This is a genomic window from Rahnella sp. R3(2024), from assembly GCF_042920125.1.
GTDB lineage: Bacteria > Pseudomonadota > Gammaproteobacteria > Enterobacterales > Enterobacteriaceae > Rahnella > Rahnella rivi.
In genome coordinates this window covers 1,323,543-1,339,600 of sequence record NZ_JBHGBU010000001.1, presented here as the reverse complement: position 1 = coordinate 1,339,600, position 16,058 = coordinate 1,323,543, and the positions used below count along the sequence as shown (strand labels likewise).

The window sequence follows — 16,058 nt, the reverse complement described above, 5'->3', positions numbered from 1 at the left end:
TTTTCACTATTCCGAGCCTTCTCTTCATCCTCAGGTCCCCAACCGCTCGGCGTTCCTGAACCCGTTTCACCAAGCTCGGAAGCCTCATACGCCTGCATCCCGCCGAGCTATTATCTAGCAATGTTAAAGAGCATTAAGCACAGCAGAGTATTGTGGGTTACCGCCCTAATACGGGCAACCCGACCCGTATCCGCAGATCACCCTCAAGGGGCGCTGGCTCGGGCAGTTCGGTTTTACCACCGGGCAGAAGCTTGATGTGATCACGCAGCCGGGGCAACTGATCATCCGGCTGACGGCTGAAGAGTAAACGACTGACATATAAAGTAAAATCCCGCCAATAAAGGCGAGGTTTCTTATATTTTTATTTGATTGATTTTTAATATTTCTTTTTTCAAGTCATAATTAACATCAGAAGAGTCAAGTTGGTTTATAACTTGTTTTATTTGTATAAAACTACTTTTCTGCTCTTTTAGATCACCACCTTTTATCGTCGATAAAGCAGCTATAAGCTCACCATCATAATATTCCCCAGCCAGCGGATCCTCCGTCAGAACATCCAACACTTTTGGCATTAACTGATCAATACACACTTCCTGACGTATAGCACGGCAGAGATCTTCCACTGTTAAATCTTCAATAGGTACATCAATGACACGCTCGAACCATTGTTCAAGCGAAGATTGTTGACTCGGCTCTTTGGCTATATTGATGTTTCCTATCAGTTTACGGAAAGTAATCATATTCCATGTCCTTTCAGGGCTGATTCGATTTTATTAATAGCATCGGTTGCTCTACCATATGCTGCTTGTGCTTCAGGGTTATTTACGTTTTTCAACGTATCTGCGTGGTTCCCTAATCCCCTCAGAGTATTTTGCATTTCCTACATATGATCCCAATACCGACCATTTTCTTGCTTCTGATTAAGATTTTCAGCAGGCTGTTCGCTTTGCTGTTTAGGATCATTTTCTGGCGGAGGCTGAGTACCTGTTCCCGAACCTGTTCCAACAACCTCGGCTTTCACCGCATCAGTCAGATCCTTCGCCACATTCGGATCGCGGGATTTAGCTGCCTCATCACGCCCGTCAACGAATGACTGGCCGTCAGTAATTGGCGGTGTATCTTCCTCGGTTCCTGACCCTTTCAGAGCTTTATCCAGCTCCGATGCCATCTTATTGTTGGCGTCCTGAACCACTTTATCGCCAGGGCTCAATGGCTGCCCCGGAACGGGTACTGGAACTGGCCTTGGTAATAAAAGGCTGTTGTTTTCGAGCGCGTTCTTCCCAGCCTGGGGCCCCACTACAGCATCCGCCGAACTGTTGCCAGTCAACCCGCCCGCCAGTCCGGCGGCCATCGTGCCTAACGCGCTGATAGTTTGCCGCTGCTCTTCGGTTAAGTCTTCACGCTTAATATTCGGGTAAAGCTGCTGCGCGATAAATTCACTGACGTGGCCCCAGCGAGCAACTGCGTTACCAGTTTGAGACGATTTCACAGATGCCGCAGCATGAACAGGATGTGATCCGTGAGTTGCTGGATGCAATGATTATCAAGAACCAGGTCGCCGGGGCGAGGGCCCGAGTATCGCAGACAACGAAAGAAGAGAGTTAATACTAACGCTGGGCTGACGTGCTCGAACACCTCAGCCCCGCTAACCATAAGCAACTAAACAGGAGTTGATCATGACTGAGCGCGAGCTTACCGCAGAACCCGCCACCCCCCAAGCCCGGCGTTACACCGTGGGTTATCGCCCCAGGCGGCAGGCCCAACCCGCTGCCGCAACTGACCCTCAAGGGGCGCTGGCTGGTCGAACTGGGGTTTAATGCCGGTCAGCCGGTGACCATCACCGCACAGGACGGCGTGTTGATCTTCCGGGCCGAGATGGCGGTGTGGTAGGGGCAAGATAAAGGCACCCCGGCACTGACCGGGGTGATTTGAAGACTACGGGTTATCAGGGGGATCGGTAGGATCTTTTTTATTTTTACGGGCGTTGTATTCGTCGATTTTGTTAAAGATTAATGCAGCGAGTGTTCCCAATAGCCCCCCAATAAAGCTCATTTTTGCTGCTTTAATAAGCTCTCCAGGATGCAAATATATTTGTCCAGAATACACAACACCTGTGATAACTCTCGCTGCCACACCTAGAATAAAGAAAGCAGCACAAAGATAAAGCAACAATAAAAGAGATATTCGCAATGTCATTTTTCTCTTCACTATTTCTTTTCCTCACTTTTCAATATTTGTTTCGCTCTATCATTTATTGATTCAAAAGTTAATGCGCCACCTATATCACCTAAAACGCCGGAAGCGCTACCTGCATATGGCGCAAGCAAACTTGGCGCATATTTCCCAACGCCCCCGCCAAACAACGATCCCGCTATCGCCCCACGCTGCGCCGATAAATCTGGCCCGTCTGTCATAAATGCACCGCCCATATTGATAAGCGTGTTTCCACCAATCTTATATCCCGGTGCCAGATAGCCCGCACCTGCCGGCACTGCCGCTCCGTAATAACTGAACTCACCGTTCGGGGACATATTCAGGTACTGGAAGGCCGAATTAGCACCGCCACCGATAACTGCCCCGGCAACCCCTTTTCCGATGGCGATAGTGGGCGACAGATAAGCAAATGCGGCTATCATCGCGGCATCCTGATATCCTTCCACAATTACCTTCGAAATATTCGCCCCTTCCGGCAAACTCCCTTTGGCATACCGACTCGCTGCTGCATCGATTTCTTCCGATGATTTACCCTGGGCTTCCATATTCTGTACCAGGCTCGATACCCCCTGTCCATAGCTGGTCATGCCTGACGGCAGCTCAAAACCAAGCGCATTATTCTCTGTCGTTGTCTTCCCGGCCTGTGCTCCGGCCATTGCGTCGGCTGAACTGTTACCCGTTAATCCGCCGGCAAGGCCTGCTGCCAGTGGGCTTAGCGCGCTGATGGTTTGTTTCTGGTCTTCGCAAAGCTCGCTGACCGGTTTGCCGTACATATCTTTTGCAATGCCTGCCATCACTTCGGCGGTCACGGCACCTGTGGCTCCCGCGAGGGCGCTGTTGCCTTGTACACTTGCCAGCACGGCGTTAACCACCGCATGTGCCATCAGGCGTTCAGGACCATCGTCCGTCGTATTAGCAATGACATTCGCCAGATATGGCGCGCTGCCGCCCGCAATTGCCTTCGCCAGGTCGCCACCCGCCAGCCCCTGAATAGCGGCTGTTGCGGTCTGTGCGGCCATCTGGTATTTACCGCCGGTGCAGTAGCCTGAATCGGTAAACGCCTTACTATAGAACGTCGTGTAAGCCTGATTATTGATATCGTGAGATGTCTGCACTTTACCCGGATTGGCTTTCTGCCAGTCTTCTTTGGCGGTCTGAAGCTGTTCTGGCGTGACGCCTTTCATCTTGTCGTTTGCCGCTTTGGTCGCTTCTATCTGCCCTGCGTCCTGGCGATATCCATCACCTGACTCCCTATCTCCCCAATCTTTTGCGCTTCCTGCAACCGCTCCTGCTCTTTCTCTTTATCGAAGATCGGTTCCCGGAACTCACCTTTACCGGTAGCGCCTTAGCCCGCAGCAGTTTTACGGCAGGTACAGGAGTTGCCTTGCAACATAAATACCCTGCTCTGTATATCACTGTAATTCACGACAACGCCACCTTGGAAGGTTTCTATGAAGCCAGTCAGCATAACCCCGCATTGGGCGCTGACTGGGTACAAGACGACGGCCAACTGGTGATTAGCGGCGACTGGCTGACAGAGATTGGCATTACCGAGGCGGTACACGTTGATGTCGTTACCGCGCCGGGGATCATCATTATACGGCGACGAAGGAACGGGATTTTAAGGACATAAAAGTAATAATCCCGGCTCGAAGGCCGGGATTTTCAGTTTCCAACAGATCATTTATCAGGGGCTGATGATGGCTTTTTGCGAGCATTGTATTCGTCTATTTTGTTGAAGATGAATGCGGCTAAAGTGACTGCAAAACTAGCTACAACAGCCATCTTCAATCCAATAACGACTTGATGCCAATCATAAGCAAATTCACCAATGGTCCATAGAGATATAAGAGCAACGATAGTTCTATATCCAATGCCAAGTACCGAGAAAAATGCCATTGAGTATATAAGCAACATTAAATAATTGACTTTTTTTATTATGGCCATCATTTATCCTCAATCTTTTTTATTAACGTTTTAGTAGCATCATTTCCATATTCAAAAATATATGAACCACTGATATCATAAGCAAAGCTTGGTAATTCGGTTCCAAATTTACCCACTAAAACTGGCGCATACTTCCCAAAGTATCCCCCGGCCAGTGAACCCGCTATAGCGCCGCCTTGTGCCGACAAATCTGGTCCATCCGTCATAAATGCACCGCTCATATTAATCAGGGTATTACCTCCAATCTTGTAGCCTGGTGCCAGATAACCTGCACCCGCTGCGACTGCCGCACTGTAATAACTAAACTCACTGTCAGGTGTCATATTTATATACCGGTGCCGTATTTCGCCATTTCGGCTTTATTGTTTCCGGTGTTGACGGTGGTTTCGGTATGCGTGAGGCCGCTGCCGCTCTTCGAACCTTTGCCTTTGTTGCTGCCGTCCAGGTCCGAGGTGTATCACATAATAAATTTCCACCATGTGAAATTACTATCATTGTTGAGTTAGAAAATAATTTTTTAATACACCCTGTCGACCTAAGGCTACAAGCTCACAGTCTTTTTCATCAAAATATCCCATGAGCATAAAGACAATACCATTTATTTCCCAAACACTCTCCATCCAACCGGATAGAGAATTTTCATTAGGAGTCCATTTATACTTGGGGCTAAAAAGTAAAATCCCGGCGACTTGGCCGGGATTCTTGTTATTTTTTTAGGCTATTGTAAAAATGCAGAACACTATCTAGATCCGTATTCCACTCCGAGATTTTCATACCATCTTCATTGTGAGTAATACGTTGATTTATAAAATTATTAATATTTTCAACGTCAAAATATGGATGTTCATCTAGGAATAATACTTTATTCTGTATGAACACATCTTCATTAGAAAAATACAAAACCCAGATAAAAACGAAATTTGTGCAACTAGGTTCATACATTGAAGCAGCTAACACTGCATGATCTTTATTAGCAAGGCCGCTCTCAAGTGACTTGAGCCAACTTTGTTTATAATCATTTAAACCCCAGTAACTTACTGGAATATTTATTTTTTCTTTAAAATCATCAATAATAATTTCTGCAGGAAGAATCAGTTCATCTTCTATTGCCACTGGTGTGTCTTCAGTAAATATACCAAACATAAATCAGTCCTTAATCCTGTCTAAATTACTGTCGTAAGTACCCATCCTTTCTCCTTTGCGATCAAACATTTTCCAGCCATTTGTTACGTTATGGCTATCAACATCAGGAGATATGTAATTTTTCCCATCAAAATATACGGGTTGCCCATGTGAATTAAATGGTGCTTTTTGCGGTGGGATTCGTTGTCCAAAACCTAAGTTCTTAGCCGCTTCTTGAGCCTCTTTACCTTTCAACGCAAGATAAGCTAAATCATCCGGACTCTGCTCTGCAATCGGCGTGGTCGTGGTATTCCCGCCCACATCCGGTGCGCCATCAACATTACCGGTATTCGTTGCCCCCTGATCTGACGGCTGATTGTTACCAGTATGACTGATGCTCGGGTCAACCTGCTGATTTCCACCCGTGTTCGTCGGGTACTGATCCGCAATCTGATCACCGCCGGTATTACTCGGCCCTTTGGACTGACTCTGCGCCGTCACCACCGCAACTAATAGGAGTAGTTACAATGGATGAGCAACATCATAAGTCAGAACCCGCCACACCCCAAGCACGCCGTTACACCGTCGGTTATCGCCCCAACAGCGGCAGGCTCAACCCCTGCCCGCAGCTGACGATTAAAGGTAAGTGGCTGGAAGAGATAGGGTTTAGTACCGGGCAGCCGGTGAGTATTACGGCTGAGGATGGGTGTCTGGTTATCAGGGCTGAGCTGAACGGCTGAGGCTATAAAGTAAAATCCCGCCACTGAGGGCGGGTTTATTATTTATTGTCCGAAGTTTTTCCAAGCAATAGCATGCTTATTAGATTCGCTTCCTAGATGCTGCTCGATATCTTTCCATAATTCATCATTTCCATCCGATGCAGTCACTAGAGATTCAACTAAACCAGTCGCTACGGCACTGGCTAACTCATCTTCATTTGAACACATACCATCTTCAATATGTTGGAATAAGAACGTTTTCTCATCATCGTTAAGCGCATCAAGCTGCTTTACAAGTACCTTACCTATAGTGGAAAACAGTAAGATTAACGGTGCTTGTTCAGGCAACCAATATTCTACGCATCGATTAACTGCATTTTTTATATGATCTGATCGCTGAGTAAATACGCCTACATAATCATCTATTAACTTTGTCATTATTTACCCTTAAGAGCATTTTGCATGTCTTTCAGAACGTTCTCCGCAGCAGCCTTATCACTTGTAGAAGCCTGTGGGTTTTTATTCAACCAGTCCTGTAAGGCTTTTGAATAAGTTTCCGCTTTCTCAACATGTCCTCTTCCACCGACTTTTTCTCCTGTGGCTATTTCGTATCTGACCGCATCAGCAGTGCTTCCACTTCCGATCTTAGCGTTTGGCCGATAGAGATCGTCGATTATATTACCAAGATTCTCATCCTGAACATTTGGCTTTTCCATTGATGCACGTAGAGAATCGACATATTTTTCATACTCCGTTCGATTTTCGGGATTAACAGAAGATTCACTATTCCGAGCCTTCTCTTCATCCTCAGGTCCCCAACCGCCCGGCGTTCCCGAACCCGTTCCACCCAGTTCGGCTTTCTCCGTATCAGTCAGATCCTTCGCCACATTCGGATCGCGGGATTTAGCTGCCTCATCACGCCCGTCAACGATTGACTGGCCGTCAGTAATTGGCGGTGTATCTTCCTCGGTTCCTGACCCTTTCAGAGCTTTATCCAGCTCCGATGCCATCTTATTGTTGGCGTCCTGAACCACTTTATCGCCAGGGCTCAATGGCAGCCCCGGAACGGGTACTGGAACTGGCCTTGGTAATAAAAGGCTGTTGTTTTCGAGCGCGTTCTTCCCTGCCTGGCCCCCCGCTACAGCATCCGCCGAACTGTCGCCCGTCAACCCGCCCGCAAGGCCCGCCGCCAGCGTCGACAACGAGGAGATAGTCTGCCGCTGCTCTTCGGTTAAATCTTCACGCTTGATATTCGGATAAAGCTGCTGCGCGATAAATTCACCCACGGCCGCACCGGATGCGCCCGCTAACGCGCCGTTGCCGTTGATTTGCGCAACTACCGCGCCGACGACGGCGTGCGCCATCAGGTTGGCTTCTTTGTTCACCTGACCAGTCACTGGATCGGTGGTCATATTATGGATCACTTCAGCAAGATAAGGCGCACTTCCGCCCGCAATGGCTTTCGCCAAGTCACCGCCGGCTAAACCCTGTACCGCCGCCGTCGCCGCCTGAAGTCCCTGCTGGATGGCGCTACCGGTGCCGTATTTCGCCATTTCGGCTTTGTAGACATCGGTCTTGCGCAGCTCGTCAGCGGACATTTCAGGATGAGTTTTTTTCGCCTCGCTCAGTCCGTTCAGGTCCCCCTGCGTTCTGGCGATATCCATCGCCTGACTCCCGATCTCCCCAATCTTTTGCGCTTCCTGCAACCGCTGCTGCTCTTTCTCTTTATCGAAGATAGGGGAGAGGGTCTGGTTGGCGTGCTCGACGTCGCGGCTCAGGTCGTTTACATCCTGCGTCTGGTTGTCTTTGTCACGGACAATAATGGTGCCACCGGAGATAGCGGATTTGGTGGTCGAGCTGTCGCTGCCGCTGCCGTTGACGCCCACCAGCAGGCCGTTGACCATATTGCCTGCGAACTGGCCGCCGATGTCGCCACCGGTGCTGACGCCCACGCTCTGGTGCTCGACTTCATACTCGGCGCTGTTTTTGATATCGCTGAACCCCAGCGTGCCGGTGTCGAGCTTATTCATGCTGGCATCCCCGGTCGAGCCGATAACCGCGCCGTTAAGCTGGGTGTGGTCGCCGACGGTGATGTCAAAGCCGCCTTTGCCGGCAAAAATCCCCGTCTGCTCCTGCACGCTCTCGTAGGTGCTGTGCATCTTATCTTTGCTCAGATTCACCGAGGCGCTGCCGCCGCCCATACTGATACTGCCGCCGGCGCTGGCGTTTTGCTGCTTCGAGTCGTAGTTGTCGGTGTCCTGTTCGCTGGTGAGGGTCAGGTTACGGGCCACGTCCATCGTCACTTTTTCACCGCTGACCTGTGCACCGGTCAGCGTGGTGTCGCGGCCGCTGACAATGTTCAGGTTGTTTCCGGCGTTGACGGTGGTTTCGGTATGGCTGGTGCCGTTGCCGGTTTCACTGCCTTTGCCTTTGTTGCCGCTGGCGTTGATGGATAACCCGTTCGCGCCCTGACCGAAGTTGAATCCGACGCCCATCGAACCGCCGTGGCTCTCGTTCGAACCGTCGAGTACTGAAGTATTGACGCCCGACCACAGATTCACGTCGCGGTTAGCTATCAGCCCGATGTCTTTCCCGGCCTGCAACTGGCTGCCCTGAACGTTAATGTCGGTGCCGGTCGCCCGAATATTCAGGTTATTGCCTGCCGTCACCGTGCTGCCCTGGCTCTGGTTACTGGTCTGGGTCTGCGTGGATTTCGACGACTGGCTGCCGTAGGAGAGATTGACGCCTATCATGCTGCCTTCGCTGCCGTCCGCTTCAGCCAGAGATTTACCCTGATACGCCTGCGCGCCGCTGAGCGCCGCCTTCATGCCATCAAGGGCCGCGAGCCTGTCGCTGCTTTGCTTGCTGGCGTCGTTGGCGCCCGAGACCGCCGTGTTAATCGCGCTGCCGACCGTGCCGGACAGCGCCAGCGTCAGCCCGCTCTGTTTTTGCTCCACGGTGTGCGTCTGCGAACTCTGGTTATCTGCCGCCAGAATATTCACTTCGCTGCCGCTCAGATTGATGTCCTTCGCGGCCAGCACGTCCGAACCTTTGACCGTCAGGTTGTTGCCCGCACTCAGCGTGGTGTTGCCGTTGACGCTGCCCACCGTGCTGCCGGCGCTGGAATGCGTGACGCCGTCGTCGGTGGTTTTCAGGCTCTGCTGACCGTAGCTGAAACCAATGCCTCCTGTGCCGGAGAGGCCGGTATTCTTCTCCTGATATTGATGGTTCTCCTGACGCGTTTCATCAGCGGTGGTGACGGTCAGGTTGTTGCCCGCCGCCAGCGTGACATCGTGAGTGCCCGCCACGCTGCTGCCTTGCACTAACAGGTCATGCCCGGCCTGCATCGTCACCTTATCGCCGCCGAAATTGCTGCCGATTGCGCTCTGGCTTTGCACTTCGTCGTGCGTGGTAATGGTCTGGCCCGACACTATCCCTTTGCTGCTTTGACGGCTGTTCTCGGTGACATGGTAGCTGTCGTTGCCGCTGGTCAGGTTGATATCATGGCCTGCGATTGCCGTGAGGGCGTCTGCGGCATTGACCGTCGCCGCGCGGGCGTTAAGGTCGTGGCCCGCCTGCAAAGCAATGGCGCCAGCGCTGTTAATCTGCGTGCCGACATCGGTGCTCTGCGTCACGCTGCGGTCATTGCCTTTGCCCCAACTGCCGTTTTCGCTGTGGGTGGTGGTCAGGGTGTTGAGATTGATATCGTTACCGGCAATCAGCGTGGTCTGGCTGTTTTTACCGGCATTGCTGATGTCGGTCGCCGTCAGGTTCAGGTTATTGATGGCCTGAAGGCCCAGTTGGCCGTTGTCGTTTTGCACATAGATGCCTGCCACCCGGTCAAGGTAGCGGTTGGCGTCGGTGCCGCGCAGTGTGCTGCTGCTGGTCAGGTCGCGCCCGGCGATAGCCACCAGGCTGTCTTTGGCCTGTAAGGTGCCGCCGAGGTTAGTCAGGTCGGTACGCGCCATCAGATTGACCCGGTCGCCGCTGATTAAGCCGCTGTTGGTCAGATTATCCGCCGTCAGCTGGGTCACTTCACGTCCGGCGATGGTGCCGCTGTTGGTCAGGTCATAGCCGACACTCAGGGCGACCTGCTTACCGGCGAGCAGGGCGCCGCTGCCGTCCACATCCCCTTGTTGCACTTTGGCATACAGCTGCGGCACCAGTACCTGCTCGGTGCTGCCATCCGGCAACGTCACCGTCTGTGCGACCAGCCACACCATGTCGCCGGTCAGTAACGCCATCTGCACCGGGCTCAGTGCTACACCGGGCGTCAGGTGGTACTGCTGACCAAAGGCGATGCCGTTGTCCATCAGCGCTTTGAACTGATCTTCATCGTTGCCATAACCGTCCAGATAACGCTGACCGGTGAGGCTGATAATCTGCTGACGTATCAGCTGCTGCTCGTAGTAGCCGTCCCCCAGGCGTTTCAGCACGTTGTCATTGTTGGTGGTAAAGGCGTTCTGCATATAGTCACTGCCCAGCCACTTCTTCTGGTTAGTGAAGCGCGGATCGGTCTCTACCAGATACGACGCCGTGCTCTCCGGGTGCAGCTGGAACAGGCCGTTATCTGGCAGTCGGGTATTCGGGCTGACCATACGGATAACCGGAGTTATCCCGTTCACCGTCGGTAAATCGACGTGGAAAGTCTGACCGGCTGGCAGCACCAGCGGAGTGTCGAGCGGGATAATACCCGGTTGCCACAGTCCCCCGGCGCTATCCTGTGAGCGAAGCGTGGCCGCATCGATATTGCTCAACCCGCGCGTATCACCGGCGCCTGCGATATCACCGGTCAGGGCAGTGGTATTGCGACCGGCAATGGGGGTGCCGCCGCCGCTGACATTGGTATTGCCCTGATAGGCCAAGGTTTTCAGGTCGATGGTCTGTATCACCGGGGCAGGGGCATAATTGCTTTTATCCTTGCCCTGTGAGGTGGTGGTGCCACCGAAGCTGTGTTTGGTCTTCTTGGCATACCAGCGGGTCTGAGTACCGATGTCAGTAGTGATTTTCTCACCCTGAGTGGCGACGTTATTCAGATAGCCAATCACACCGGAGAGCAATCCGCCTGCGACGATGCGGCTGTCGAGGTTATTGACCGTATTGCTGTTAATAGCCAGATTACCGCCCGCGATGATCTGCCCCGGATCACTCTCGATAACCTGGGTCTCGGTCACCGTGCGGTCATACTGGTATTCATAGAAGGTGTTACCGCTGGTGCCGTCCAGCATGATGGCCTTGTGTACGCCGTATTTGTTACTGGTAGAGGTATTGATGTCGGCCCAGTCAAAGCGGTTCGGCGAACTGGAAAGGGCAGCTTCATGGTGCGCCGATTTTTCGGTGATAACCGTAGCGGTCACCAGATGGTCATTGACGTTGTTAATCTGGGCAATGTTCAGCCACATGTCCCCGGCGGATTCCACCGTCGAACTGTGGTTATTGAGTATTCCGGCCTGACCGGTAGCGTTAAGGTTATCGTCCAGCGCACCGCCAATCGCCAGCGAATCCGCGCTGTAAATCAGCCCGTGGTCGAGGTTGTTGATGGTCTGCGCACCGATATCCAGCTGTTCGCGGGCAGCAATAGTGGCCGCCGTGCCGCTTTCGGCCAGGTTATTCAGGGTGTCACTCTTAATCGCGATATGGTCGCCGTAAATCCGCCCGCTGCCGATATTGGTCAGCGTCGCGGCGTCGATATGGGTCAACCCGCCGTCGATCAGCCCGCGGTTGATCAGGTCGTTATCAACAGAGAGGTGAGTTGCCCCAGCGCTAATTTCCGCCGGAGCGTTATTGGTCAGTTGGCTGGCATGCATATCCAGCACACCACCGGCTTTTATCAGGCTGTTATTGGTGAGTTGCTGGTTAAGGGTGAAGGTCAAATCGCCATTGGCAACCACCTGGCCCTGATTAACGAAATTCTGATTGAGTGCAAGTTGCATATCTCCTTGCGACAGCACATTGCCGTCGCCGGTCAGAGAATCCGCCATCAGGTCAAACACGTTACCGGCAATCAGCGTGCCGCCGGTGTTGGTCAGTGCCAGCCCGTTACCACTGATGTTTAACCGGTTGCCGGAGGAGGCCAGACCGCCGGTGTTATCCAGTGAGCCGGTAGTCACTACCAGCGCATCATCACTGCGCATCACGCCCTGATTGTTATCGACCGCTGCGGCGCTGATGTGCACCGACTGACCTTCAATCCCTTCATCCGTACCTTGCGTCTGACGGTTAATCAGCTGGACGCTGTTGATGACCACGCCGGCGCCGGAGCGGATAAGCCCGGACAGGTTGGTGAGGGTGGCATTCCAGGCATTGAGCGTCAGTGCACCCACCGCCTGCAACTGCCCGCGGCTATTATTCAGCTCACCACTGTCAATGTGTAAACTGTCGCCCGAGAGCATCAGCCCGTTCTGGTTATCCAGTAACTGGCCCTGTGTATTGATACTCAGGCTTTCACGACTTTGCAACTGGCCACTCTGATTAAGCAGCGCCCCGGTCAGCAGTTGCAGAGTATTGCCAGCGCTTATCAGCCCGTTGTTCTGGTTATCCAGTTGCTGCCCGTGGGTGTCCAGCGCCAGAGTTTGCCCGGCCTGTAAGGTGCCCTGTTGGTTGGTCAGCGCGGCGGTGGATAAGGTCAGATCCAGACGGCTGCCGAGCAGGCCGTTCTGGTTGATAAACTCACCGCTGGTGATAGCCGCCTGGGCATTGCTGGCAATAAAGCCCTGCGTATTGTCGAACTGGCCGGTGGTCAGTGTCAGATTGCCCTGGCTGCTGATACCGCCGCTCTCGCCGCTGTAAGTATTGTTGAGCGACTGCCCGTGAGTATCGAGACTCATTGCTCCCTGCGACTGCATCAGGCCGCCGGTGTTATTGACTGCCTGCGTCAGCAGGGTGAGGTCGCCGCCGCTGGCCAGTTTGCCGTTCTGATTATTGAGCGTCTGCGTGCTGATATTGGCCGATTGCTGGCTAACGATAACGCCTGACTGGTTATCGACATCACCTGCATTGAGCGTCAGGTCGCCCAGACTGAACAGGCCGCCGGTCTGGCCGCTCGCAGTGTTAGTCAGGCGCTGGCCCTGAGTATCGAGCATCAGCGACTGGCCGGATTGTATCAGGCCCGCGGTGTTGTCAAAGGCCTGCGTAGTCAGCGAAAGGTTGCCCTGTTGGCTGCCGAGTATGCCGTGCTGGTTATTGACCTGCGCCAGTGTCAGGGCGCTGTTCTGGTTGCCCATCAGCACGCCGGACTGGTTATCAAGATGACCCGCGCGCACCGTCAGGGTGCCCTGACTGAGAATGCCACCCCGATCGCCGCTGTTGCGGTTGCTGATAGCCTCGCCGTGGGTGTCGATGGTGAGCGCCGCCGCTGACTGCAACAATCCGCCATCGTTGTTGATTGCGCCGCTGTCGAGAGTTAGCGCGCCACGACTGGCAAAGGTGCCAGAAAGGTTATTGAGCGTATCGGCATGAAGGTTGGCGGTGACAGCCTGCCCGAGAATAAAACCGTTTTGGTTATTCAGGTTGCCGGTAGTGAGCGTCATCGCCCCCTGGCTAAGAATACCGCCCGCGTCGCCGCTGTCAGTATTGGTCAGGGTCTGGCCCTGCGTATTGAGTGCCAGCGTATCGCCGGACTGTACCAGCCCGGCCTGATTGTTCAGCGCCTGCGAGGTCAGGGTTAAGGCACCCTGACTTATCAGCTGGCCTTGCTGATTATTCAGCGCGGCGGTCGACAACTGGCTGGTACTTCCACCGACCAGTACGCCTGAACTGTTGTCCAGTGCGCCACTGCTGATCAGCAGGTTCCCCTGGCTGAGTATGCCGCCATTATCCCCGCTGTTGCGGTTACTTAACGCCGCGCCGTGCGTATTGAGGGAGAGGGCGCCCCCGGATTGCAACAGGCCGCCGTCATTGTTCAGGCTGCCGCTTTGTATCGCAAGCTGACTTGTGGCCGCAAACACGCCCTGCAGATTATTGATCGCCTGCGTACCGGTATTCACCCCGAGGTTCCCGCCCGCGACCTGGCCCTGCTGGTTGTTCAACCCGCCATTGCTGGTCAGGCTAAAGGTGCTGTCGGCGGCGGCCAGCAGTTTTCCCTGCGCGTTAGTGACCTGCGCGGCCTGCACCGCCAGCGCGCCATTACTGGCCATACTGCCGCCGCTGTTATCCAGTGCGCCCGTCACCGTGACTGTCATCGCGCCGTGGCCGCTTTGCGCCAGGCTACCGGCACGGTTGGAGAGCGTTCCCGCATTGACCGTGATTTGCCGGGCCTGGGTGCTGGCGTTGTCCAGCGTCAGCGTATTTGCGCGTAAATTGAGCGCGCCGTTGCTGGTCAGGGTGCCCTGAGCATCGTTAAACTGCCCGGCGTCGAGGATCAGTTGCCCGTCACCCGCGTGCAGTATCAGCCCCTGAGTGTTGTCGAAAATGTCGGTGTTAAAGGTCAGGTTGACGCTGTTGCTGGCAATCGTCCCGCCGCTGTTATCGATACTGGCCTGATGCGACAGCGTCAGGTCGCTGGTGCCCAGTTGCTGGACGGTGCCTTGCCGATTGACCAGCTGGCGAGCCGTCAGGTTGAGTTTATCGCCCGCCAGTTTGCCGCCAGTGTTATTTAACTGACCGGGCGTCGTCAGGCTGAGCGTTTGCGTCGCCGACACGCTGGCGCGGGCGGTGGAAAGGTCGCCAGCGGATGCCGTAACCTGGATATATTGGCCAGAAGTCTGGCTGTCGCTCAGGTCGACCGCCGTACCCTGAATATTCAGTTGCCCCGGAGCCAGATTCTGCCCGTGGGCGCTTAACATCCCCTGACTGCTGAGAGTTAAATCCCCGGTGCTGCCAAACTGGCCCTGATCATTCATGCCGGCGGCCAAAACACTCTGCTGGCTGGCATTAATGGACGCCGCACTGACGCGGGTCTGACTGGCACTGGCAATAATGCCGCTGTGGGTCAACGCGTCGGAGGCGGCTACCGTGGCGTTGCCAGCGGCGTACACATTGCCGCTGTTTTGGATATCCCCCTGAGCGGTGACCGCCAAATCCTGCGCGCTGTTGATCGTGCCGCTGTTCTCAATACGACCCTCAGCGGTCACCACCACGCTGCCTGCCGAGGTGCCGATATTGCCTGCGTTGCGCACGCCAACGCCGCCTTGCGTACCTATCAGGCGGATTTTACCGGCGTACATGCCGCCAAGCTGCGAAACGTCAATGGCCAGTGCCGGGCGCGTACTGCCATCGGCTGCGCTGGCGCGGATGCTTTGATGGTCGGCATCAACGTGATTACGTCCGGCAGTGACTTTCAGGTCATTGGCCCAAATTCCGGCGTTGATATTGACCGCGCGGGCAATCAAGTCGGTACTGTCCTGCCTGCTGCTGTCCATGCCCCGGCCCTGCACGGTGATATTGCCCTGACCGATGTCATAACCGGTGATTTGCCCGTTATTGAGCTGCGTCTGTCCGGTGGTCAGCGTGGCGCGATTGGCGTTGATAAACCCACAGCCGTCACAGGTGATGCCAGACGGGTTGGCAATCACCACCTGGGCTTTTTTACCCGCCACTTCGATATAGCCATTTAGCTGGCTGGGGTTGCGTGAATTGACTTCGTTGAGAATAACGGTGGCTTCTTTTTTGGCCAGCCACGGGTTGCCGGTAACCATGCCGCCCAACTGGGTGGAAGTATTGTTGTGCGAGTTATTGAGAATAACGCCCTGGTTATCTACATCGAACTGGCTGAATTTATTGTGTGAAACCCCGCCTGCACCAGGCGTCTGAATATTGACCTGCGGGGTGCCATTGGCGCTGCCGATAACAGTCGGCTGCTGGTTGCCCGGCGCACTGCCGTCGGCAACGATTCCCGCCTGTACGTTCAGACTGACGCAACCCAGCGCCAGTAACAGGCTAAAACTCAGGCTGGAGAGGCGGCTGATACGCTGGCAGGTGCGCTGATTTGGCACAGCCTCGCGTGCGCCTCCCCCGTTATGGGCTTTGGCGATTTCGGCCACCACCATCAACAGGCCGCGTGTTTTATTAAAAATAATCCGATAGAGATGCTTGTTCATGGCAGCTTCCTTGCTAACA

At 53.9% G+C, this 16,058-nt stretch carries 12 protein-coding genes and 2 pseudogenes; 4 read left to right on the top strand and 10 right to left on the bottom strand.

Going from position 1 to position 16,058, the window contains the following annotated elements; genetic code table 11:
• Positions 1-196 precede the first annotated feature (196 nt).
• Entirely contained in the window at positions 197-307 is a 111-nt protein-coding gene (locus ABSH60_RS05890; RefSeq protein ID WP_390975697.1) for a SymE family type I addiction module toxin, read from the top strand.
• 46 nt (positions 308-353) lie between these two features.
• On the opposite strand, the gene ABSH60_RS05885 is transcribed toward ABSH60_RS05890, so the two are convergent.
• The gene (locus ABSH60_RS05885) at positions 354-740 is read right to left on the bottom strand and encodes a contact-dependent growth inhibition system immunity protein (RefSeq protein WP_390973136.1); all 387 of its coding nucleotides are present in this window, start codon (positions 738-740) and stop codon (positions 354-356) included.
• 140 nt (positions 741-880) lie between these two features.
• Entirely contained in the window at positions 881-1,489 is a 609-nt protein-coding gene (locus ABSH60_RS05880) for a VENN motif pre-toxin domain-containing protein (RefSeq protein ID WP_390973134.1), read from the bottom strand.
• 187 nt (positions 1,490-1,676) lie between these two features.
• Between ABSH60_RS05880 and ABSH60_RS05875 the strand changes: the two are divergent.
• Positions 1,677-1,890, top strand: a pseudogene (locus ABSH60_RS05875) (SymE family type I addiction module toxin).
• 45 nt (positions 1,891-1,935) lie between these two features.
• Here the strand turns inward: ABSH60_RS05875 and ABSH60_RS05870 are convergent.
• Positions 1,936-2,208: a hypothetical protein gene (locus tag ABSH60_RS05870; RefSeq protein WP_390973132.1), complete on the bottom strand. Its 273-nt coding sequence runs from the start codon at positions 2,206-2,208 to the stop codon at positions 1,936-1,938.
• Positions 2,208-3,529: pseudogene (locus ABSH60_RS05865) on the bottom strand (VENN motif pre-toxin domain-containing protein); the annotation flags it as partial. The pseudogene ABSH60_RS05865 and the gene ABSH60_RS05870, both read right to left, overlap by 1 nt.
• Before the next feature lie 69 nt (positions 3,530-3,598).
• Here ABSH60_RS05865 and ABSH60_RS05860 point away from each other — a divergent pair.
• Positions 3,599-3,847: a hypothetical protein gene (locus tag ABSH60_RS05860; protein WP_390973130.1), complete on the top strand. Its 249-nt coding sequence runs from the start codon at positions 3,599-3,601 to the stop codon at positions 3,845-3,847.
• A 47-nt stretch (positions 3,848-3,894) separates the two neighbouring features.
• On the opposite strand, the gene ABSH60_RS05855 is transcribed toward ABSH60_RS05860, so the two are convergent.
• From ABSH60_RS05855 to ABSH60_RS05840, 4 genes are all read right to left on the bottom strand, one after another.
• Complete coding sequence (locus ABSH60_RS05855) at positions 3,895-4,161, bottom strand: hypothetical protein (RefSeq protein WP_390973128.1); 267 nt, start codon at positions 4,159-4,161, stop codon at positions 3,895-3,897.
• Positions 4,161-4,484 carry a hypothetical protein gene (locus ABSH60_RS05850; RefSeq protein ID WP_390973126.1) on the bottom strand — a complete coding sequence of 108 codons (324 nt, stop codon included), beginning with the start codon at positions 4,482-4,484 and terminating at the stop codon, positions 4,161-4,163. Before ABSH60_RS05850 ends, ABSH60_RS05855 begins: the two co-directional genes overlap by 1 nt.
• 382 nt (positions 4,485-4,866) lie before the next feature.
• Positions 4,867-5,304, bottom strand: a complete 438-nt coding sequence (locus ABSH60_RS05845; protein WP_390973124.1) for a hypothetical protein — start codon at positions 5,302-5,304, stop codon at positions 4,867-4,869.
• Positions 5,305-5,307: 3 nt separating this feature from the next.
• The gene (locus ABSH60_RS05840) at positions 5,308-5,784 is read right to left on the bottom strand and encodes a toxin C-terminal domain-containing protein (protein ID WP_390973122.1); all 477 of its coding nucleotides are present in this window, start codon (positions 5,782-5,784) and stop codon (positions 5,308-5,310) included.
• Between the two features lie 26 nt (positions 5,785-5,810).
• Between ABSH60_RS05840 and ABSH60_RS05835 the strand changes: the two genes are divergently transcribed.
• Entirely contained in the window at positions 5,811-6,023 is a 213-nt protein-coding gene (locus tag ABSH60_RS05835; RefSeq protein ID WP_390973120.1) for a SymE family type I addiction module toxin, read from the top strand.
• Positions 6,024-6,065: 42 nt separating this feature from the next.
• Here ABSH60_RS05835 and ABSH60_RS05830 read toward each other — a convergent pair whose 3' ends face one another.
• Both ABSH60_RS05830 and ABSH60_RS05825 read right to left on the bottom strand, forming a co-directional pair.
• On the bottom strand, positions 6,066-6,440 hold the full coding sequence (locus tag ABSH60_RS05830; RefSeq protein ID WP_390973118.1) for a hypothetical protein: 375 nt from the start codon (positions 6,438-6,440) through the stop codon (positions 6,066-6,068).
• Positions 6,440-16,039, bottom strand: coding sequence for a hemagglutinin repeat-containing protein (locus ABSH60_RS05825; RefSeq protein ID WP_390973116.1), 9,600 nt, complete (start codon positions 16,037-16,039; stop codon positions 6,440-6,442). The genes ABSH60_RS05830 and ABSH60_RS05825 overlap by 1 nt, the downstream gene beginning before the upstream one ends.
• Positions 16,040-16,058: the final 19 nt, after the last annotated feature.